This is a genomic window from Allobosea sp. 05L423, assembly GCF_056397745.1.
On record NZ_JBFTOA010000007.1, the window covers coordinates 153,196 to 174,473 of the forward strand.

A 21,278-nucleotide genomic window follows, 5' to 3' on the forward strand; every position below is an offset into this window, starting at 1 on the left:
AATGCGTGAGAGAAGGGCCGTCAGCCGGCCATCATCTTGCGCGGCAGCCAGAGGATGATCTCCGGCCACGCGACCAGAACCGCGATGACGACGATGTGGGCGATGAAGTGCGGCAGCGAACCGCGGAAGATCTCCTGCACCGGCCGCCCCGAATAGCGCGCAACGACGAAACAGTTGAGCCCGATCGGTGGCGTGATCATCCCGACTTCCGCGGTGACGATCTTGATGATGCCGAACCAGAGGGGGTCGAAGCCGAGCACCTTGATCAGCGGCAGGACGATCGGCACGGTCAGGACCAGGATCGCGATCTGGTCCATGAACATGCCGAGGATGATGTAGCCGCACAGGATGAGCGCGATGATCAGCCAGCGCGAGACCTCGAGCGCGCCCACCCAGCCGACGAGCGTCTGTGTGACCTGGGTCAGCGTGAAGAAATAGCCGAAGATCTGGGCGCCGAGCAGGATCATCACGATCATGCAGGTGCCGTTGGCGGAGCGGCGCAAGACGCGCACCAGCGCCGGTAGCGTGACCTTGCCGTACCAGGCCGCAATGGCGAGCGCGCCGGCGGCGCCGAGCGCCGAAGCCTCTGTTGGCGTGGCGATACCGGTATAGATGACGCCGGTCACTGCTCCGAACAGGACGACCATAGGGCCGACAACCCTGAGCCAGGCGATCTTCTCGCGCCACGGGACGGGTTTTGCCGGCGGGGCGCGGGAGGGGTCGAGCAGCACCAGTACGTAGACCGTCGCCATGATCGTGAGCATGACGAGAATGCCGGGAATGATGCCGCCGATCAGCAGCGCGCCGATATTAACCTCGGCAAGCAGGCCGAAGATGACGAGCGCGACACTGGGCGGGATCAGCATTGCGAGGGTGCCGGAGATCGCGACGACGCCGCCGGCCATCGCCGGCTCGTAGCCCTGCTTGAGCATGGCCGGCAGGCTCGTCGCCGAAAGCGTCGCAGCCGAGGCGGTGCTCGTGCCGCAGATGGCGCCGAAGCCGGCGCCGGCCAGCGCCGTCGCCATGGCCAAACCACCCCGCACCCGCCCCATCCACGCTGCCGTCGCGCGGAAGAGATCGTCGGCGACGCCGCTGAGGAGCACGAGCTCGGCCATCAGCAAGAACATCGGGATGGTGATGAGCTCATAGGCTCCGACGGTCGAGAGCGGCGCCGTCTCGAGGATGCCCGAGAGCATCGACATGCCGCCCACCAGCCACAGGCCAAGGACGCCCGATGCGATCATGGCAAAGCCAACAGGTGTGCCGATGGCGAGCAAGAAGAACAGCACGCCCAGTCCGATGGCGACGATCATTCGAAATGTTCTCCCTCGCCATGCCCGATCCTGACCGGCACGAAATCCCGGCCCGTGGCGAGACTGAGCAACTGGGCGATGAACTGGACTGCGAGCCGCACCGTCATGAGCCCGCAACCGAGCGGCACCAGCGCGAGCGACGGCCATGTCGGCCAGGGAATGGCACCTGACAGCACGTCGCGGGAGGCATAGGCATCGATCGTCCTCAGCGCACTGAAATAGGTGATGAGCGCGAAGACGAGTGCGCCGATCGCCGCGGTGACGAGTTCCGTCAGCCGGATCGTGCTGGGCGGAAAGCTCTGCTGCAGGATGTCGACATTGACGTGCGCTCCCTCGGTATAGGCGGCCGACAGCGAGAGGAAGAAGACCGCGGCGACGAGATAGAGCGAGATCAGATCATAGGCCCAGGACAGCGGGCTGTGGAAGAAGTAGCGCATGATGACGTCGCAGAAGACGATCAACATGATCACGAACATCGCGGCAGCCGACAGCCAGCCGAGAGCATTCTCGACCACGGACAACGCACGCAGGACCGACTTCATCTGAGTTCCTTTCGGCAGAGGCAGGCGACGCGGGCTGAGCTCCCGCGCCATTTGCGGCAGCTCAGCCGCCGGCCTGCTTCTTCAGCAGAGCCCGGAACTCCTTCAGCACCTCGCTGCCCTTCTTGCCGCGCCCGTCGAGGCCCTTGGCCCATTCGTCACCGACCGCGCTGAGCTTGCCTGCGATGCTGGCATGCATCGCTGCCGGCAGAGGAGCGAAAGTGACGCCGGATGTCTTCAGCTTCTGCCGAGTCTCGTCGTCCTGGCGATCGACCTCGGCGCAGGCGCTCTTGTTAACGACCTCAGCCGCCTCGGCCATGGCCTTCTGCGTCTCGGGGGCAAGCTTGCTCCAGGCGGCGTCGCTGATCGAATAAGCGACGATGAAGCTGCCGAAATTCTCGCCTTCGGTGGAGTGCTTCACCAGCTTGTCGACATTGTAGGAGATCACGCTGTCGAGCGGGAACAGCACGCCGTCGAGCGTGCCGCGCGAGAGCGACTCGTAGGTGTCGGGCGCGGCCATACGCACCGGCGTCGCACCGATGCTGCGCAGGGTCAGGTCCTGCGCGCCGCCTGTCGTGCGTAGCTTCAGTCCCTTCAGGTCCGCATCGGATGCCACAGGCGCCTTCACCGTCAGAATCTGATAAGGCGGCAGCGCGACGGCGAGCAGCAGCTTGATCTTGTTGGGTGCGTAGTCCTCGGCCGCCACGAGCCCGTTGCGCGCCGTTTCCAGATAGGCCTTCGTGCCCTCGCAAGCCGTGGTGAAGCCGCCCGGCAGCATCGCGACCTCGGAAGCCACCATCTTGTCCGACACATAGGCCGGCGCGACATAGCCGATATCGACCACGCCCGATTGCGTCAGCTTCAACATGTCAGCCGCCTTGCCGATCTGCTGGCTCGGGAAATAGTCGAAAGTGACGCCGCCGTTCGTGCGCTTGGTGACCTCCGCCATCCAGGGCTGGATGATCAGCTTCACAAGGTAATGACCCGCAGGGAAGGAATCCGCCACGCGCAGCTTGCGGGTCTCCGCCTGGACGGAGGCGCTCAGCACGCCGAGCGCCGTCACGGCAAGGCATGCCGCCATCAGGGTCCTGTTCATGTGTTGTCCTCCGTCTCGAATGGGGGCGCGTTGCGGCCGCGCTCTTGAGGTGGGTGGCTTCAACCGGCCTGTCGGCGCAGCTCCGTCTTCAGGATCTTGCCGTAGGAGTTCTTCGGCAGGGCCTCGAAGAACCGGTATTGCTTGGGCTTCTTGAAGCGAGCGATGTGAGCCTCGCACAGGGCGTCCAGCTCTGCGGTGACGACGGAAGCGCCTTCATGCAGGCTGAGCGCCGCGACGACTTCCTCGCCCCAATCCGGGTGTCTGCGCCCGAAGACCGCGACTTCCGCGACGGCCGGGTGCAGGAGCAGCACCTCCTCGACCTCGCGCGGATAGATGTTCACGCCGCCGGAGATGATCACATCCTTGGAACGGTCCTTCAGCGTCAGCAGGCCATGCTCGTCGAGCGAACCGAGATCTCCGGTATGAAGCCAGCCGTCGTGCAGCGCCGCCGCGGTCGCCTCCGGATTGTTCCAGTATCCGCTCATGACGCTGTCGCCGCGGACCAGAACTTCCCCGACCTCGCCGGCGGGCAAGGACGCGCCGTCACTGCCGGCGACCCGCAGGGAGACGATGGCCTGCGCATAGCCGACGGACCCGAGCCGGTGATCGAGCAGACCGTCGCCCGTATCCTTGTGAAGGCCGCGCGGCAGCACCGTGATCGTCATCGGGCTTTCGCCCTGACCGTAGATCTGGACGAGGCGTTGGCCGAATACCTCGAGCGCACGCCGGCTGTCCTCCACATACATCGGACCTCCGCCATAGATGATCGTCTTCAGGCCTGCGCGTTCGGCATCGCCAATCACGCCGGCATTCATCAGGCGGGTAACGATCGTCGGCGCGGCGAAGAAGGCGCAGCCTCGATGGCTGCGCAGCAGCGAGGCGAGCTCGGCCGGGTCGAACCGGCCGCTCTCGGGCACGACCTGGGCAGCCATGCCGGCGACATGCGGCAAGGCATAGAGACCCGAGCCATGCGAGAGCGGCGCCGGGTGCAGGATGCAATCCCCGGGCGAAACCGTGTCGACCTCTGCCAGGTAGCCCAGCGTCATCGCTAACAGGTTGCGGTGGGAGAGCACCGCCCCCTTCGAACGGCCCGTCGTGCCGCTGGTGTAGAACAGCCAGGCTGGATCGCCGGCGATGACATCGCGTTCAGCAGCTTCCTCCGATTGAGCGAGAGTGCGATGATCCCGGCTGCCAATGGCGACGACCGGGGGCAGGCGCTCCCGCATGAAGCCCAGCGCCTCCGAGACCGTGCCGGCCAGATCCGCGGTGGAGAAGACGAGGGCCGCGCCGGAGTCGTCGAGGATATGAGCGACCTCCCTGGCGTGGAGCTTCGCGTTCACCGGCACGCAGATCAGCCCGGCGCGCCAGCAGGCGAAGAGCAGCGCGAGATAGTCGGGGCAGTTGCGCATCACCAGCGCGACGCGGTCACCGGGCCGGAGGCCGTGGCTTTCGACGAGCCCCCCTGCGAGCCGCGCCGCCAGCGCAGCCCATTCCGCATAGCTCCAGACCGGCGCCGTGCCCTCGTAGACGGCGATGCGGCCGGGGGTCAATTTGGCGGCGCGGCGGAGGAGGGCTGCGATGTTCATGGCGTCATTGTCCCAGATAGGCCGCGCGAACCTGGGGGTCGGCCAGCAGCTGAGCCGCTTCTCCGCGCAAGACGATCTCGCCCTGGCGCAGGACATAGCCTTCGTCGACAGAGCGCAAGCTGAGCTGGACGTTCTGCTCGACCAGAAGCAGGCTGAGCCCCTCCCGGGTGAGCGTGCTCAGGACCTCGAAGATTTCAGCGACGACCTTGGGGGCGAGGCCGATCGAGGGTTCGTCGAGGACGAGCAGGCGCGGGCGCGTCATAAGCGCCCGGCCGATCGCGACCATCTGCTGCTCTCCGCCGGAGAGTGTGCCGGTGCGCTGGCCGGCGCGCTCACGCAGGCGCGGGAACAGCCCGTAGACCCGCTCAAGCCCCTGCTCGCGATGCTCCTTCGCGCTTCCGAAGGTGCTGGCTGCGACGAGGTTCTCCTTCACCGTGCATTCGGGGAAGAGCATCCGCCCCTCCGGCACCGTGCCGATCCCGGCGCGCGTCCTGTCGGAGGCCTTCATCGCGCCGAGCGTGGTTCCGTCCCAGGCGATTGTGCCGATGCGCGTGGGCAGCAGACCGTTGATCGCCTTGACGATCGTGCTTTTACCCGCGCCGTTGGAGCCGATCAGCGCGACGCGCCGGCCGCTTTCGATGGTCAGGTCGATGCCGCGGATGACATTGGCCTTGCCGTATCCGGTGGCAACGCCTTGCAGGACGAGGCGGCTCACGAGACGGCACTCCCGAGATAGGCTTCCTGCACCTGGGCATCGGCCAGCACCGCGCGGGTTGCGCCTATTGCCAGCATCTCGCCGAAATTGAGCACGATGGCGTTTCCGCAGAGTTCACTGATGATCGGCACGGAATGCTCGACCATCATGATGGTGACCCCTTCCGCGTTGATCCGCCGGATCTGTTCGCAGAGTGAGGCTGCCTCCGTCGCGGTCAGGCCGGCCAGCATCTCGTCGAGCAGCAGCAGGCGCGGCTCCGTCGCGATGGCGCGCGCGATCTCGAGGCGGCGCATCTCCGCGACGCTGAGCCGCTCGGCGTCGAGATCGGCGAGATGCGACATGCCGACCCGCCCCAATGCCAGCCGGGCATGCTGCTCGGCGGCGGCGGACGCATGGTGACGGGCGAAGGCCGCGACCTTGACGTTCTCCAGCACGCTCATGCCGTGGAAGGGGCGCACGATCTGGAACGTCCGGGCCAGGCCGAGCCGGCAGATCTCGTGCGGGCGCAGGCCGTCGATGCGGCGCCCGTCGAGATGCACCGTGCCGGCAGACAGTGGCAGCAGCCCCGACAGGCAATTGAACAGGGTCGTCTTGCCGGCGCCGTTCGGCCCGATGATGCCGAAGATCTCGCCGGGCATCACCGTGAAGCCGACATCGGAGACGGCCTTCAGCCCACCGAACGACTTGCCGAGCCCTGCGACGGCGAGCAGTGGCTGCTGCTGGCTCACGGTGCCGCCTCCATGGCGAGGGCGCTCCCGGCCGCGTTCCGCTTCCCCGGAAGGATCCGCCGGAGGCGCGCGCTCAGCACGCCGCCGAGCCCTTGCGGCAGCACCAGCGCCAGCACGATCATCAGCAGCGCATAGGCGACGATGTTGACCCCGTGGAAGCTGGAGCCGAGATAGGTCCGCAGCAGCTCGCCGGCCGGGATCAGCAGCGCGGCGCCGAGCAGAGGCCCCCAGAGCAGGCCGAGGCCGCCGATGATGCCGAAGACCAGCAGCTGGATCGAGAGCTCGACGCCGAGCGTCGAGCGCGGATCGACGAAGGCGAAGGTGTTGGCGAAGATCGCGCCGCCGAGCGCGGTCAGCGCGGCACTGAGCGCGAAGACCACCAGCTTGTAGCGCATCGCCGGCACACCGAGCGCTTCAGCCGCCCCCTCATTGTCGCGCAGGGCGCGCCAGTAATAGCCTGGCCGGGCCGTCAGGAACGCCTGGGAGAGGATAAGCGTCAGGGCGAGGAAGGTGACGATGATCAGGCCATAGGGCCATTTCTGGTCGAACTGCAGGTAGCGCAGCGTCTCGGAGGAGGAAGGCAGCATCATGCCGTCGGACCGGCCAAGCCAGAGCGCGGACGAGACGAGCAGGAATGCCACCTCGCTGAAGGCAAGCGTGGCGATCGAGAAGAAATAGCCCCGCAGCCCATAGCGGAAGCAGAGCAGCCCGATGAAGAGCGCGCTCGCGACAGCCAGCAGGACCGCGATCGGCCAGGTCGCGAGTGGGCCGAGCCCGAAGCCGACCTGGCCGTAGGCGACGGTGTAGGCGCCGATGCCGAAGAACAGCGAATGGCCGAGCGAGACCAGGCCAGTGAAACCCGCCATCAGGTTCCAGGCGACGGCCACGGTGCCGATCAACCCGACCATGATGAAGATTTCCATGAAGTACGGGTCGGTGAGGCTGAAGCCGAAGCCGGCGATCGCGAGCAGCGTCGGTATCAGCGCGGGAAGGAAACGGCGGAGCATCAGCGCGATCCTCCGGCCGGGACGAGGCCTTCCGGCCGCAGCAGCATGACCAGGATCAGCAGCGCAAAGGGCACGGCAGCGGCGACCGAGGCGGTCAGCCAGGACGCAGCGATGCTCTCGGCGATGCCGACCAGCAGCGCCCCGATCAGCACGCCGCCGAAGGAGCCCATGCCGCCGACAATGACGATGACGAAGGCCTTCAGGGTGAAGAGCTGGCCTACATGCGGGTTGACGTAGAGCGCCGAGACCATCAGCGGCCCTGCGATTCCGAGCGTGCCGAGGCCGATCGCCATCGCCCAGCGATAGGTGCCGCCGATATCGATGCCGGAGAGCGCCGCGCCGTCGCGCGACTGCGAGACGACGCGCATGATCAGGCCGAGATCGGTCTTGCGCAGGACAACGTAGAACAGCCCGAGCAGGATGATCGAGGCGAGAGCGGCGATCGCCTGCGGCATCTGGATCAGCACCGGACCGAGCCAGATGCTCGCGGTGGAACGCTCTTGCGTCACCAGCAGGTTGTCGGCCTTGAAGACGACGAGCGCGAGATACTGCAATAACAGCGACAGGCCGAGCGTGACCGCCATCTGGTTGATGTCCGGAACCTTCAGCGCCGGGCGGATCAGGCCGCCGAAGAGCAGATAGCCCATCAGCATCAGCACGGGTGCGACCAGGAAGACGGCCAGGATCGGGTCGACTCCCAGGAAGGTGAAGGCGAGGTAGCCGCCATACATCGCGAGCATCAGGAACTCGCCATGGGCGAAGTTGACGATGCGCATGACGCCGAAGACCAGCGTCAATCCCACGGCGACGAGCGCGTAGATCGCTCCGTTGGTGAGCCCGCTGAGCATGGCCTGGAGAAAGATGGTCGTCGACATGCGGCTCCTCGCGCACCGCGCCTCTGCCTCGCGGCGAAGGCACGGCGGATCGTGACGGGGCGGCCGGTCAGCCCTGGACGGGCGCCGGCGGGCGGACGGCGACGGCTTCCGGCCAGACGGTGACGAACTTGCCGTCGATGGCCTGAACGATGACGCAGGTCGCGGGCGATTGCCCTTGCTCGTCGAAGGAGAGCACGGGGGCGGGCAGCACCGCGGCGGGCCCGTCCGTGATCTTCAACGTGGTCAAAGCCTCGCGGATCGCGTTGCGATCGGTCGATTTGGCGGCGTCGGCGGCGAGCGCCAGCGCATAGGTCGCGACGAAGGCCTGGGCCTGGTTGCTGAGCGGGGTTTCGCCCGGATGGGCTTCCGCGAAGGCCTTCACGAAGGCCAGGCTCGCCGGCCTGTTCAGGTCGGGGGACCATTCGACGACGCCGAAGCTCCGGTCGCTCGGCTTGCCGGCGGCGAGCACCGTCTGGTTCACATGCGCGCCGCCGAAGCCGACATAGAGCGGCCGGAAGCTCTGGGCGGCCAGGGCGCGCAGCAGCACCGTCGAATCCTCGGCATAGGCGCAGGTCAGGAGCCCTTCGGCTCCGCTGGTGCGCAGCTTGGTGGCGATGGTGCTGAAATCGGGCGTGCCGGTGCGGAAGGTCTCGTCCGTCAGGATCGGATAGCCGCGCCCAGGCATGACCGAGGTGTAGTTGCTGCGCACCGCCTGGCCGGCCGGACCGTCCTCGGTGGCGAGCGCGATCTTGCCGACCGAGATCCCCTTCGACTTCTGATAGTCGAGGAAATCGGCGATATACCCGCCGAACCACTTCGCCTTCACCGCCGTCCGGAAGACATATTTCATGCCCTGCTCGGTCAAGGCGTCGTTGACCGCGCTGGTGATCATGAAGGGGGTGCGGTTGCGGTCGGCGATCTGTGCCGCAGGAATGGTCGTGGCCGAGGCCCAGGCGCCGGTCAGCGCGCTCACCCGTTCGCGGCTGATCAATCTCTCCGCCTCGGCGCGCGAGACCTCAGGCTTCGACTGGATGTCGGTGACCAGCAGCTCGACCTTGGCGCCTCCGAGCGATTTGAGGCCGCCCGCGTCGTTGATCATCTTGGCGGCGAGTTGATGCGCCTTGAGCATGCGGATGCCGTCCGAGGCGTGGACGCCGGTGGTGGGCACCAGGACGCCGATCTTCAGCGCTTCCGTCGCGGCGCTGCCGCGGGAGGGGATGATGGCCGGCATGGCTATCGCCGCCCCCATTAGCAGCGTCTGCCTGCGGTCGATTCCGGATTTCGTCATGGTTGCCTTCCCTCCCTCATGAATGCGGCGACGGGTTTCTTCGCCCGTTGCCGTTCTGGTTGTCAGCTCATGGGCACAGCACCGCGCGGCCGACAAAGCGGCCCTCGCGAAGACCGACCAGGGCATCGTTGGCGCTTTCGAGCGGCAGCCGCGTCACCGGGATCGGCGCGATCTTGCCGGCGCGGGCCAGCGCGAGGAGCTCCCGCAACTCGGCGAGATTGCCGACCAGGCTGCCCTGGATGCGGGCCGCCTTCATCGGAATGAGCGGCAGCGACCATGGCGCCGTGCCTCCGAACAGCCCGACGATCACCAACGTCCCGCCCTTGGCGAGAGCGTCGAAGCCCAGGGCTGCCGATTTTTCGTTTCCGACGAGGTCGACCACCGACTGGGCGGGACCCCCGACGGCCTCGGCGATCTGCGCCAGCGCATCGGGAGCCGCGCCGTCGATCGCCGCGATGGCGCCCGCTTCCAGGGCCGATCGGCGCTTGGCCGGGTCGAGGTCGACGAGAACGGCGCCGACGCCGCCGAGGGCGCGCAGGATCTGGATGCACATCAGCCCGAGGCCGCCGGCGCCGATCACCAGGACGGGCTGACGCTCGATCTGGTCGCCGAGCTTCCTGAGGGCGCTGTATGTGGTGACGCCGGAGCAAGCGAGGGGAGCCACCTGCGCCGGGTCGAGATCACCGATCGGCAGGAGGTAACGGGCATCGGGCACGCGCAGGTACTCGGCATAACCGCCGTCGCGGTGGACACCGAGATAGCCGGCCTTGGCGCAGTAGTTCTCGAAACCGTCCCGGCAGGTCTGGCACTGGCCGCAGCCGATCCAGGGATAGGCGAGGCATCGTTCGCCCAGGGCGACGCCTTCGGCCTCCGGCCCGAGCGCAACGACCTCGCCGACCGTCTCATGCCCCATGGTGATCGGCAGCGCCACACCGCGGTCCCGGAGCGAGAGCTTGCGTCCGGCTCCGAGATCGTAGCCGCCTTCCCAGAGATGGATATCGCTGTGGCAGACGCCCGCAGCCTTGACTCGCATCACGACCTCGCGGCCGGTCGGAACCGGCTGCGGCTTCTCGGCGGCGGCGAGCGGAGCGCCGAACTCCTCGATGCAGAAGAAGCGCATGCTTTCCCCTTTGACGTTCAGCGGGCCGTGAAGCCGCCGTCGACCGGCAGGGCGACGCCGGTGACGAAGGACGCGTCGTCGGATGCCAGCCAGAGCGCGGCATGGGCGATTTCGTCCGGGCGGCAGAGCCGGCCGAGCGGCACGGCTGCGAGCAGCTTCTTCTCGTTCGCGGCGGCTTCGGCCGGATCGCCCGAACGGCTGGTGAAATTGAACGCCATCGGCGTGTCGGTGAGGCCCGGGCAGATCACGTTCACGCGCACCTTGTCGGGCGCGAATGTCTGTGACAACGACTTGGTCAATCCGACGACGGCGAACTTGGCAGCCGAATAGACCGGGCTGAACATCGAGCCGACGAGCCCCGAGACCGACGCTGTGAAGATCAGCGAACCGCCCCCGCGCTTGCGCATGTGCTTGATGACCTCGCCGGCTGCGAGCGCCGCCGAATCGACGTTCAGCGCCATCGCTCGGTCATAGGCCCCGAGATCGAGATCCTCGATGCCGGCGGGACCGGGAATGCCGGCATGCGCCCACATGACGTCGATACCGCCGAGGCGTGCCGCCGCCTCATGGACGGAGGAGCGCATCACCTCCTGCCGGGAGAGGTCCGCCTGCAGCGTCTCGACATTCTGCCCTCTTGCCTTCGCTTCGGCGGCGAGTTGCGCGAGCGCCTCGGCGTTGACGTCGATCGCGACGACCTTCGCACCTTCGCGCAGGAAAAGCTCGACTCCGGCCTTTCCCATTCCCGACGCCGCCGCGGTGATGACGGCAAGCTTGTCCGCAAGACGCATGGTCGTTTTCTCCGGCTGTTCTATTGTGCGTAGGCGTCCGGGAACTGGCCGGTCGTGCTGACGACCGTGGTCCGCGTTTCCAGGAAGTTGTCGAGCGCTTCGAGCCCGTTCTCGCGTCCCCAGCCACTGCTCTTGAAGCCGCCGTAAGGCGTCGACCAGCGGATGTAGCGGTAGGTGTTCACCCAGACGATGCCGGCCTGAACGCGCGCGGAGACGCGATGCGCCCTCCCGACATCGCGGGTCCAGAGGCCGGCGGTCAGCCCGTAGGCCGTGTCGTTGGCGATCGCGACCGCCTCCTCCTCACCGGAGAACGGGATCAGCGCGGCGACCGGGCCGAAGATCTCCTCGCGGGCGATACGCATGTTGTTGGCGACATTGGCGAAGACCGTCGGGGCGACGAAGAAGCCCTTGGCGAGCGGGCCGTCCGACAGACGGTTGCCGCCGGCGATCAGTTCCGCGCCCTCGGACTTGCCGATGTCGATATAGGAGAGCGTCTTGTCGAGCTGTTCGGCATGGGCCTGCGGCCCCATATGCGTGGCTTCCTCGAGCGGCATGCCGACGCGGACCTTCGTGGCACGCTCGGCGAAGGCCGCGACGACGCGGTCGTAGATCGGCCGCTCCACCAGGACGCGCGAGCCCAGGGCGCAGCTCTGGCCGCAGACGGCCCAGGCCGACGAGGTCGCGGCATTGACGGCCTGGTCGACATCGGCGTCGGCGAAGATGATGTGCGGTGCCTTCCCGCCGAGCTCGAAGGAGAAGCGCTTCAGATTCTCGGCACCATTGCGCAGGATCGTCTTGGCCGTGCGCCCCTCGCCGGTGAAGGCGATCTTGTCGACGCCCGGATGGGCGACGAGATGGGCGCCGGCATCATGGCCGTTGCCCGGAACGACGTTGAAAACGCCGGGCGGGAAGCCGGCCTTCTCGATCAGCCTGGCGAGCTCCAGTGCCGTGACTGGCGTTTGCTCGGCCGGCTTCAGCACGACGGCGCAACCGGCCGCGAGTGCCGGCGCGACCTTCCAGGTCGTCGTCAGCATCGGCGCGTTCCAGGGCGTGATCGCGCCGACCACGCCGACCGGCACGCGTGTGGTGAAACAATGCACCGAATCGTCGATCGGGATGGTCCGGCCGGAAATCTTGTCGGCCAGCGACGCGAACCACTGATACCAGTGGTGATGCGCGCCGACGTCGCTGCGCGCCTCGCGGATGGCGCGGCCGGAATCCCGTGATTCCAGCACGGCCATCTCGCCGGCGAACTCGCGGTAGAGATCGGCCAGGCGCCGCAGCAGCGCCGCCCGCTCCCAGCCCGGCATGCGGCGCCACGGTCCCTCGAAGGCTTCGCGGGCCGCGGCGACCGCGCGATCGATGTCGCGCGGCCCGCCGAATGCGACCTCCGCCCAGGGCAACCCCGTCGCCGGGTCGATGCTTTCGACGAGGCCGCCGTCCAGTGGCGCGACCCATTCGCCGCCGATGAAGAGGCGATCGTAGCGGCGGAGCGAACCCGCGGGCTTCTGCGACTGCAATTCGGAGTTCAACGCAACGGCCACGGGCGCCTCCCGTTCATGGGCTGGGCAAATGTGTACACAGTCATGAATTCGAGTGTCAACCAGCGAAACCGGGCAAGGCAAAATTCAAATTTGAATTTATCGCATTGATTCCACTCAGATAATTTTTCCTGCGGATCACAGTCGAGGGTCTTGCATCGCAGCAAATCGTCGCCGCGGCGCAGCATGTATTTCATCTTTTCTGAACAATAAATCTCTGTATATGAATTACGAGCAGGCCGCCGAGGCTTGGAAAGGACGAGGCATGGGTCCACTCGAAGGCATCAAGATCATCGACATGACGTCGGTCCTGATGGGGCCCTATGCGACCCAGATGCTGGGCGACATGGGGGCGGACGTCATCAAGGTTGAAGCGCCCGACGGGGACGTCACACGGCAGATCGCTCCCTCGCGCAACCCGGGCATGGGCGCGATCTATCTCAACGCCAACCGGAACAAGCGCAGCATCTGCCTCGATCTCAAGCAGAACGCGGGACGGGAAGCCCTTCTCCGACTTGCAGCCGATGCCGACGTGCTGGTCTACAACATTCGTCCGCAGGCGATGCGGCGGCTGGGGCTGGGCTACGAGACGCTGGCAGGCACCAATCCCCGCCTCGTCTATGCCGGGCTCTTCGGTTTCGGGCAGGGCGGCCCCTATGCCGCGAAGCCGGCCTATGACGACCTGATCCAGGGCGCCTCGGTGATGTCGTCGCTCATCGCGAAGGCGGGTGACGGCACGCCGCGCTATGTCCCTTCCGCCATCGCTGATCGCGTGGTCGGCCTCGCCGCGGTCGGCGCGATCTGCGCCACGCTAGTCAATCGCGACCGGACCGGCCTCGGCCAGCAGGTCGATATCCCGATGTTCGAGACGATGGTCGGCTTCGTGCTCGGCGACCATCTCGGCGGCCTGACTTTCGAGCCGCCCATCGGCGGCGGCGGCTATGGCCGCCAGCTCTCGCCCGAGCGCCGCCCGTATCGGACCAGCGACGGCTATGTCTGCGCGCTGATCTACACCGACAAGCAATGGGCGAGCTTCCTGGAGGCGATCGGCCAGGCGGACCTGCCGCAGCGCGATCCGCGCTTCGCGAATTTCGCCAACCGGATTGCCAATATCGACCATGTCTATGGCGAATTGGGACGCATCTTCGCGCAGCGCAGCACGGCCGAATGGCTGGAGCTGCTGGAGCGCGCCGACATTCCGTCGATGCCGATGCATGATTTCGACAGCGTGCTGAGTGATCCGCATCTCGCGCAGACCGGCTTCTTCCAGCCTGTCGACCACCCGACCGAAGGGCGCCTGCGCATGATGCGCCTCGCCACGACATGGTCCCGGACCCCGTCGGAAATCATGCGCCTGCCGCCCCACAAGGGCGCGGACGGCATCGCGATCCTGCGCGATGCGGGCTTTTCGGATGACGAGATCGACGAACTCGCGGCGCAGCGGGCTCTGCTCGCCACGGAACGCACGCCGGACATGGCGGATAGTTGAGGGACGACCCGATGGATTTCAGGCTGAGTGACGACCAGGAAGCGATTCGCGACGCGATCTCCGCGATCTGCAAGCGCTTCGGCGACGACTACTGGTTGAAGCGCGATCGCGAGGGCGGCTTCCCGCAGGACTTCTATGCGGCCTTCGCAGAGGCCGGCTGGCTCGGCATCTGCATCCCCGAGGAGTATGGCGGTTCGGGGCTCGGCATCACCGAAGCCGCGATCATGATGCGCGCCATCGCCGAATCCGGCGCCGGCATGTCGGGCGCCTCCTGCCTGCACATCAACATCTTCGGCCTCAATCCAGTGCTCGTGAACGGCACCGAGGAGCAGAAGCGGCGCATGCTGCCGCCGATGGTGCAAGGCAAGGAGAAGGCCTGCTTCGCCGTGACCGAGCCCAATACCGGCCTCAACACGACGCAGCTCAAGACGCGCGCCGTTCGCAAGGGTGACCGCTATGTCGTGGACGGCCAGAAGGTCTGGATCTCGACCGCGCAGGTCGCCGACAAGATCCTGCTATTGGCTCGCACCACCCCTCTGGAGGAGGTGAAGAAGCCGACCCATGGCTTGAGCCTGTTCTACACCGATTTCGACCGCAACCGGATCAAGGTGCACGAGATCGAGAAGATGGGCCGCAAGGTCGTCGACTCGAACGAGCTCTTCATCGAGGGCTTCGAGATTCCAGTTGAGGACCGCATCGGAGAGGAAGGTCGGGGCTTCGAATATATCCTGCACGGCATGAATCCCGAGCGGGTGCTGATCGCGGCCGAAGCAATCGGCCTCGGCCAGCTCGCGCTCTCGCGGGCGACGGCCTATGCGAAGGAGCGCGTCGTCTTCAACCGCCCGATCGGCCAGAATCAGGCGATCCAGCATCCGCTCGCCCGCAACTGGATGCAGCTTGAGGCGGCCTGGCTGATGGTGATGCGCGCGGCCTGGGAATATGATTCCAGCCTGCCCTGCGGCGCCAGTGCCAATGCCGCGAAGTATCTCGCCGGCGAGGCCGGCTTCGATGCCTGCCAGCAGGCCGTCATGACCCATGGCGGCTTCGGCTATGCCAAGGAATTCCATGTCGAGCGCTATCTGCGAGAGGTGATGATTCCGCGCATCGCGCCGATCAGCCCGCAGCTCGTGCTCTGCTTCATTGCCGAGAAGGTGCTCGGCCTGCCCAAATCCTACTGAGCGGCATGCGCAGTATCGGAACAGACGCACTGGATCTGGCCGCGTTCATCAGACCCGGTGACCGGGTACTGTGCGGCCAGGTCTCGGCCGAGCCGCAGACATTGGCTGCGGCGCTGCCGGCCGCCTTCGGGACCGTCGGGCCGTTCGAGACCTTTCTCGGAACGGTGGTGTCGAACAGTTTCGATACCGTTCCGGCGGATATGCCTTTCGCGGGCTACGGCGCCATGGGCCGGGCGAGCCGCATCGCCCGGCGCGGGCGGCTGGATGTCTGGCCTCTGCACTACAGCGCGCTCGAGGCCGGCTTCGCATCGGGCGCCATTCGTGCCGATGTCGTGTTGATCCAGATCGCAGAGGGGCCCGGCGGCCGATGCGCGACATTGGCCAACGACTATGTCCTGGCCGCCGCCCGTCAGGCGCGTTGCGTGATCGCGGAGGTGAACGCGCGGGCGCCCTGGTGCGCTGGGGCGGAAGTCCCGTCGGACCTCCGCATCGACGCGGTCGTCGAGACGGACCGGGAACCGGTCTCGTCGTCGGCCGCCGCGGCAGGAGGGGTCGAGCGCGCGATCGCGAAGCATGTGGCGGCACTGGTCCCGGATGGAGCGACCATCCAGATCGGCATCGGCGCCATTCCGGATGCCGTCCTCGACGGCCTTGCCGATCACCGCGAGCTCGGCATCCATTCCGGCGTCTTCGGCGACCGGATGGCGGCTCTCGTTGCGCGCGGCGTCTTCACCAATGCCCGCAAGACCGTCGATCCGGGGCTGGGCATCGCCAATGTCGTCGTCGGCTCCGGCCGGGCCTTCGGCGTGCTCGATTGCAATGAGGCGATCCGATTGCGCCCCGCCGCCCATACACATGCCTTTGCCGTTCTGGCGCGGCAGAAGCGGATGATCGCCGTCAATGCGGCGATCGAAGTGGACCTGTCCGGCCAGATCAATGCGGAGGCGGTCGATGGCGCTCCGGTCGGCGGGACAGGTGGGCTCTGCGACTTCTCGCGCGGGGCCAGCGCTTCACAAGGTGGGCGCGCGATCGTCGCCCTGCGCGCGACCGACCGGACGGGCGCGATCTCGCGAATCGTGCCGCGCGTCGGAGCCGTCACGCTCGCCCGCACCGATGCCGATACGATCGTGACCGAATACGGCGTAGCGGAACTCGCCCATCGCGGTGCGGCCGAGCGCGCCCGCGCCCTGATCGCGATCGCGGCGCCGCAGCATCGCGAGATGCTGGAGCGCAGCCTCGTCGAGGGAGCCGCGAAATGACGCAAACCCGCAAGGGCCCGCTCGCCGGCCTGAAGATCGTCGAGTTCGCGGGCATCGGCCCCGCTCCGATGGCCGCGATGCTGTTGTCCGATCTCGGCGCCGATATCATCGTCATAGACCGTCCGGAGCCGAGCGGCCTCGGCATCGCGAAGCCGATCCGCTTCGATGTCACGCGCCGTGGGCGCCGTTCGATCGCGCTCGACCTGAAGCGGCCGGAGGGGATCGCCTGCGCGGTCACGCTCGTCGCGAAAGCCGATGCGCTGATCGAAGGGTTCCGGCCTGGCACGATGGAGCGCCTGGGCCTCGGTCCCGGGATTTGCCTCGAACGCAACCCGCGCCTCGTCTACGGTCGCGTGACCGGCTGGGGCCAGAGCGGGCCGCTCGCCCAGGCCGCGGGTCATGATCTCAACTACATCGCGCTTTCGGGCGCGCTGTCCGCGATCGGGCGGGCGGGCCAGGCGCCGACCGTGCCGCTCAATCTGATCGGCGATTATGGCGGCGGCGCCATGCTGCTCGCCTTCGGCATCGTTTGCGCACTGCTCGCGGCCCGGCAGTCCGGGACGGGCCAGGTCGTCGATGCCGCCATGGTCGAGGGCAGCACGACATTGATGGCGAGCCTCTTCGGCCTCGCCGCAGCCGGCCTCCACGGACCGGAGCGCGGAACCAATCTCCTCGATTCCGGCGCTCCGCACTACGAGACCTACGCTTGCGCCGATGGCGCATGGATCGCCGTGGCGCCGATCGAGACGAAATTCAGGGACGAGCTGTTGCGCCGGATCGGTTTCGATCCTGCGCGCTTTCCCGATGTCGACGACCGTGCGTCATGGCCGGAGGCCCGCGAACTGCTGAGCCGGCGCTTCGCGGAGCGCAGCCGCGCCGAATGGTGCGCCCTGCTGGAGGGGACGGATGCCTGCTTCGCGCCGGTGCTCAGCCTCGCCGAGGCTCCGGAGCACGATCACGCGAAGGCGCGCGGGAGTTTCGTCGCGATCGACGGCGTCCTCCAGCCAGCCCCCCACCCGCGCTTCAGCCGGACACCGGCGGCGACGCCGACCGCGGCGCGGGCGCCGGGCGAAGGCGGGCGGGCGGCCCTGGGCGAATGGGGCTTGCCCACGGCCGAGATCGACAGGCTGGAAAAGGCAGGAGTCCTCCGCGCCACAGCCGATATTCCCGAAGCGAACGGTAATGCAGGAGCACGATGATGGCCGGACTCTACTACGAGGAATTCGAGATCGGGCAGGTCTTCGAACATGCCTATTCGCGAACGGTCACTGAGCAGGACAATATCAGTTTCAGTCTGATGACCTTGAACCCGCAACCGCTCCATATCGACGCCGATTTCTCCAGCCGCACGGAATGGGGAAAGCCGCTGTTCAACAGCCTCTACACGCTCGGGATCATGATCGGCATGAGCGTGTCCGACACAACGCTCGGCACGACGATAGGCAATCTCGGCATGAGCGACGTGCGCTTTCCGAAGCCGGTGTTCCAGGGCGATACGCTGCGCTCCCGGACCAAGGTTCTGGGCAAGCGCGAGAGCCGGTCGCGGCCTACGGCGGGGCTGGTCGAGTTCGAGCACGAATGCCTCAACCAGCGCGGCGAGGTGGTGGCGGTGTGCCGGCGCATGGCAATGATGCACCGGCAGCAGGCGGTGGCGTGATGCGCAGCCTCCTCTTCGTTCCCGGCGACAGTGCCCGCAAATTCGCGCGCGCCCGTGATTGCGGCGCCGATGCGCTGATCCTCGATCTGGAGGATTCAGTCGCCGCCGACGCCAAGGAGGCCGCGCGGCGCGAGACCGCCGCCATGCTGCAGGCGCCGCGTGGCCAGCAGAAGCTGTTCGTGCGCATCAATGCCTTCGAGACCGGGCTCAGCGCCACCGACCTCGCGGCGGTGATGCCGTATCGCCCGAACGGGATCGCCTTGCCGAAATGCGACGGGCCGGACCAGGTTCGGCGCCTTGCGTATATGCTCGACGCCCTGGAGGCCGCCAACGGCATCGCCGCCGGGAGCACGCTCGTCCTGGCGATCGTCACCGAGACGGCCGCTTCCCTCTTCGGGCTCGGCAGCTATCGCGGCTGCAGCGAGCGCCTATGGGGAATGATGTGGGGTGCGGAAGACCTCGCCGCCTCCTTCGGCGCGACGGCCAATCGCGATGCCGGCGGCATGCTGCCGCCCTACCAGCTCGCGCGCAACCTCTGCCTTGCCGGTGCCGCCGCCGCCGGGGTCGTCGCCGTGGACACGGTCGCCGTGACGATCGATGACCTCGCTGCGGTGGAACGGGAAGCACGCGAAGCGCGACGCGACGGCTTCATGGCCAAGGGCGTGATCCATCCCAGACATGTCGAGCCGGTCAATGCCGCCTTCAGACCGAGCGAGCAGGAGATCGCCTGGGCGCGTCGCATCACCGATGCATTTGGCAATCAGGCCGATCTCGGCGTAGTGAAAATCGACGGTCAAATGATCGACAAGCCGCATTTGCGCGCCGCCGAGCGCATTTTGGCGTCGCTCTCTCCGTCATAGTCACGATCGAAGCGCAACAGGAAGACGCATGCAGGTCAAGCAGGCTGCCAATGTTCTGGAGCTTCTCGAGTTCTTCGCCCGCCGGCAGCGCCCGGCGACCCTGGCCGAGCTCTCGGACGAGCTTGGCTGGCCGCGATCCAGTACGTTCAACCTGATCGGCACTCTCGCGGAGAAGGGCTATCTCTACGAGCCGCGGACCCGAGGGGGCTACTATCCCAGCCCGCGATGGCTGGCCATGGCGCAAGCCGTCTCGAAGGCTGAACCCCTGCCGGAGGCCGCTCTCCAGCTCGTGGCAGAGATCGCCGAGGAGACGGGGGAGACCACGGCGATCGGCGCGCCCGCGAGCACACACGCGCTGTTCATCCATGTCGTCGAGTCGAAGGCGCCCATCCGGTATTTCGCTCGCGTGGGGCATCGCCTACCGATCCATGCTAGTTCGACCGGCCGCGCCATCCTCGCCCAGTACTCCCCGGCGGAGCGTCAGGCGCTTTACCGCAAGCTCAGCTTCGAGCGCTATTCGGCAACGACGCCAATGAGTATCGAGGCCGTCGAGGCTGAGATTCGGCGCTCGGCGGCGCGCGGCTATCATTTCAGCAACGGCGACTTCAGCGCCGATCTGGTTGGCGTCGCCTTTCCGCTGCCTGTCCGCCATCGCCGGCTCTCGATCGTCGTCGCGGGCCCTCAATTCCGCTGTCTCGACAGAACCGCCGAGATCGCTGAGACAATAAGGCTCGCGATTGCGCGCTTTGCCGGCGACCTGTCGGCCGATGAGGGGGCGACCTTCTAAGGCATCGAGTTGATTATCCCGCCAGGTCTCTGGCTTCTTTCCCAAGTCGGCGCGTTGGCCGCTTCATGGTTGGGTCCGACGAGAGGTGGATTACGCTTTTCGCGGAGGGACCTTGCGGTCCCCAACCCGCCCTTGGTCTCACCACCCTTCGGGCCCTAGGGGAGATCGCTCCGCCTTGCAGCCGATCTCGGAAAGGGTGCTGTTGAGGCTAGGCTTGGGTCGGCTCGGCCATCCTGAGCGCTGATTTCGTAGTCCGTACACTGCGCAGGCTTGGCGACGAGCCCCGCATCATTCCGGCGAAGTACGCCAAGCCTTTCGCGAAGGGCCAGAAGAACGACTACAACGACGCCGAGGCCATCGCGGAGGCCATGCTGCGACCGAACCTACGGGTGGCACGGGAGAAGACGCAGGACGAACTCGACCTGCAGGCCTATCACCGTATCCGGTCGCGGCTGGTCTCGCGCCGGACCGCGACGGTCAATCAGATCCGGGCGTTCCTGATCGAACAGGGTATCGCCATTCGCCCCGGGCTGCGGGCCCTGCGAAGCTCGCTCTTCGACATCCTGAAGAACCGGGCCGATAAGATCTCGCCTCGCATGAGCGATCTGATCGTCGGCCTCTATGAGGACTGGCTATGACTCGACGAGCGGATCGAGACGATCACAGCCGAAATCGAGAAGATCGCAGCAGTGCAGGCTGCCTGCACACGGCTTATGAGCGTGCCGGACGTTGTGCCGATCATCTCAACCACGATGGTCGCCGCGATGGGCGACGGTGAAGCCTTCGACCGAGGCCGTGATTTCGGCGCGTGGCTCGGTCTCGTCCCACGACAATACTGCACCGGCGGTAGAACCGTGCTCGGGCGCATCTCGAAACAGGGCAACACCTATCTGAGAATGCTGTTCACCCAGACCGCGAAGGTCATCATCCTGAGACCGCACAACTGGGAGAAGTTCAGCTTCGGAACCTGGTTGAAGGAAGCGGCTCCGCGCCTTCACCGCAACAAGCTCGCTCGCATCAGCTGGAGCGCGCTGCGCAACGGACGGTCCTTCGACACGCACGGGGAGGCGCTCGCAATCTAGCAGCCCCCCAATGAGTTCGCGAGGGAGCAGGCATGCAACGGATTCAATATGCGCACCCTGAGCCTGGTGGCCCTTTTGGCCGCTGAACGGCCGATCTGCTAATGAGCTCAAAGGTGCGCGCGTACTCCCATCAAGGCCACGGCCCGCGGGCCGATCAGTAGCCGGACACATACGAGCGACTTCCGTTACCGCGCCCAACCGTTATGAAACGCAGCCGGTCCATACAAAAGGGCCAATCTCGCTCGTCAGACGCCTCGTCGGGAATGTCGCGCTTGAGTCACCAGCCGATGCTGCCCACCCGTGGGTGAATGTCCGGTCTCGGGTAAGGTGCCAACTTCCGCTCCTGGCACGACGCAGCCTTGAGGATTTG

At 66.6% G+C, this 21,278-nt stretch carries 19 protein-coding genes and 1 pseudogene; 8 read left to right on the forward strand and 12 right to left on the reverse strand.

Features of this window, described 5'->3' with window-relative positions; translation table 11 throughout:
• Positions 1-20: 20 nt before the first annotated feature.
• The 12 genes from AC1DNE_RS17925 to AC1DNE_RS17980 all read right to left on the reverse strand — a co-directional run bounded on the left by AC1DNE_RS17925 (position 21) and on the right by AC1DNE_RS17980 (position 12,599).
• The gene (locus AC1DNE_RS17925; RefSeq protein ID WP_441471939.1) at positions 21-1,313 is read right to left on the reverse strand and encodes a TRAP transporter large permease; all 1,293 of its coding nucleotides are present in this window, start codon (positions 1,311-1,313) and stop codon (positions 21-23) included.
• On the reverse strand, positions 1,310-1,855 hold the full coding sequence (locus AC1DNE_RS17930; RefSeq protein WP_476765565.1) for a TRAP transporter small permease: 546 nt from the start codon (positions 1,853-1,855) through the stop codon (positions 1,310-1,312). The genes AC1DNE_RS17925 and AC1DNE_RS17930 overlap by 4 nt, the downstream gene beginning before the upstream one ends.
• Positions 1,856-1,916: 61 nt before the next feature.
• Positions 1,917-2,948, reverse strand: coding sequence for a TRAP transporter substrate-binding protein (locus tag AC1DNE_RS17935; RefSeq protein ID WP_476841140.1), 1,032 nt, complete (start codon positions 2,946-2,948; stop codon positions 1,917-1,919).
• 59 nt (positions 2,949-3,007) lie between these two features.
• The gene (locus AC1DNE_RS17940; protein WP_441471942.1) at positions 3,008-4,534 is read right to left on the reverse strand and encodes an AMP-binding protein; all 1,527 of its coding nucleotides are present in this window, start codon (positions 4,532-4,534) and stop codon (positions 3,008-3,010) included.
• Between the two features lie 4 nt (positions 4,535-4,538).
• Positions 4,539-5,249, reverse strand: a complete 711-nt coding sequence (locus AC1DNE_RS17945; RefSeq protein WP_476765567.1) for an ABC transporter ATP-binding protein — start codon at positions 5,247-5,249, stop codon at positions 4,539-4,541.
• A complete protein-coding gene (locus tag AC1DNE_RS17950; protein WP_476765568.1) occupies positions 5,246-5,977 on the reverse strand; it encodes an ABC transporter ATP-binding protein in 732 nt (243 codons plus the stop codon). Before AC1DNE_RS17950 ends, AC1DNE_RS17945 begins: the two co-directional genes overlap by 4 nt.
• On the reverse strand, positions 5,974-6,984 hold the full coding sequence (locus tag AC1DNE_RS17955; RefSeq protein ID WP_476765569.1) for a branched-chain amino acid ABC transporter permease: 1,011 nt from the start codon (positions 6,982-6,984) through the stop codon (positions 5,974-5,976). The genes AC1DNE_RS17950 and AC1DNE_RS17955 overlap by 4 nt, the downstream gene beginning before the upstream one ends.
• Positions 6,984-7,859 (reverse strand): branched-chain amino acid ABC transporter permease, encoded by an 876-nt coding sequence (locus AC1DNE_RS17960; RefSeq protein WP_476765570.1) that lies wholly within the window; start codon positions 7,857-7,859, stop codon positions 6,984-6,986. The genes AC1DNE_RS17955 and AC1DNE_RS17960 overlap by 1 nt, the downstream gene beginning before the upstream one ends.
• A gap of 67 nt (positions 7,860-7,926) precedes the next feature.
• The gene (locus AC1DNE_RS17965; protein WP_441471947.1) at positions 7,927-9,147 is read right to left on the reverse strand and encodes an ABC transporter substrate-binding protein; all 1,221 of its coding nucleotides are present in this window, start codon (positions 9,145-9,147) and stop codon (positions 7,927-7,929) included.
• A 67-nt stretch (positions 9,148-9,214) separates the two neighbouring features.
• Positions 9,215-10,267, reverse strand: coding sequence for an alcohol dehydrogenase (locus AC1DNE_RS17970; protein ID WP_476765571.1), 1,053 nt, complete (start codon positions 10,265-10,267; stop codon positions 9,215-9,217).
• A gap of 17 nt (positions 10,268-10,284) precedes the next feature.
• On the reverse strand, positions 10,285-11,055 hold the full coding sequence (locus AC1DNE_RS17975) for an SDR family NAD(P)-dependent oxidoreductase (RefSeq protein ID WP_476765572.1): 771 nt from the start codon (positions 11,053-11,055) through the stop codon (positions 10,285-10,287).
• Positions 11,056-11,075: 20 nt separating this feature from the next.
• Complete coding sequence (locus AC1DNE_RS17980; RefSeq protein WP_476841141.1) at positions 11,076-12,599, reverse strand: aldehyde dehydrogenase; 1,524 nt, start codon at positions 12,597-12,599, stop codon at positions 11,076-11,078.
• A 262-nt stretch (positions 12,600-12,861) separates the two neighbouring features.
• On the opposite strand from AC1DNE_RS17980, the gene AC1DNE_RS17985 reads away from it, so the two are divergent.
• From AC1DNE_RS17985 to AC1DNE_RS18020, 8 genes and pseudogenes are all read left to right on the forward strand, one after another.
• Positions 12,862-14,085, forward strand: a complete 1,224-nt coding sequence (locus AC1DNE_RS17985) for a CaiB/BaiF CoA transferase family protein (protein ID WP_476765574.1) — start codon at positions 12,862-12,864, stop codon at positions 14,083-14,085.
• An 11-nt stretch (positions 14,086-14,096) separates the two neighbouring features.
• On the forward strand, positions 14,097-15,263 hold the full coding sequence (locus AC1DNE_RS17990; protein ID WP_441471952.1) for an acyl-CoA dehydrogenase family protein: 1,167 nt from the start codon (positions 14,097-14,099) through the stop codon (positions 15,261-15,263).
• Between the two features lie 5 nt (positions 15,264-15,268).
• Complete coding sequence (locus AC1DNE_RS17995) at positions 15,269-16,522, forward strand: acetyl-CoA hydrolase/transferase family protein (protein WP_441471953.1); 1,254 nt, start codon at positions 15,269-15,271, stop codon at positions 16,520-16,522.
• Positions 16,519-17,721 carry a CaiB/BaiF CoA transferase family protein gene (locus AC1DNE_RS18000; protein WP_476841142.1) on the forward strand — a complete coding sequence of 401 codons (1,203 nt, stop codon included), beginning with the start codon at positions 16,519-16,521 and terminating at the stop codon, positions 17,719-17,721. The genes AC1DNE_RS17995 and AC1DNE_RS18000 overlap by 4 nt, the downstream gene beginning before the upstream one ends.
• A complete protein-coding gene (locus AC1DNE_RS18005) occupies positions 17,721-18,179 on the forward strand; it encodes a MaoC family dehydratase (protein ID WP_441471955.1) in 459 nt (152 codons plus the stop codon). Before AC1DNE_RS18000 ends, AC1DNE_RS18005 begins: the two co-directional genes overlap by 1 nt.
• Entirely contained in the window at positions 18,179-19,039 is an 861-nt protein-coding gene (locus AC1DNE_RS18010) for an HpcH/HpaI aldolase/citrate lyase family protein (protein WP_441471956.1), read from the forward strand. The genes AC1DNE_RS18005 and AC1DNE_RS18010 overlap by 1 nt, the downstream gene beginning before the upstream one ends.
• Positions 19,040-19,067: 28 nt before the next feature.
• Complete coding sequence (locus tag AC1DNE_RS18015) at positions 19,068-19,826, forward strand: IclR family transcriptional regulator (RefSeq protein ID WP_476765576.1); 759 nt, start codon at positions 19,068-19,070, stop codon at positions 19,824-19,826.
• Positions 19,827-20,053: 227 nt separating this feature from the next.
• Positions 20,054-20,908, forward strand: a pseudogene (locus tag AC1DNE_RS18020) (IS110 family RNA-guided transposase); the annotation flags it as partial.
• Positions 20,909-21,278 lie beyond the last annotated feature (370 nt).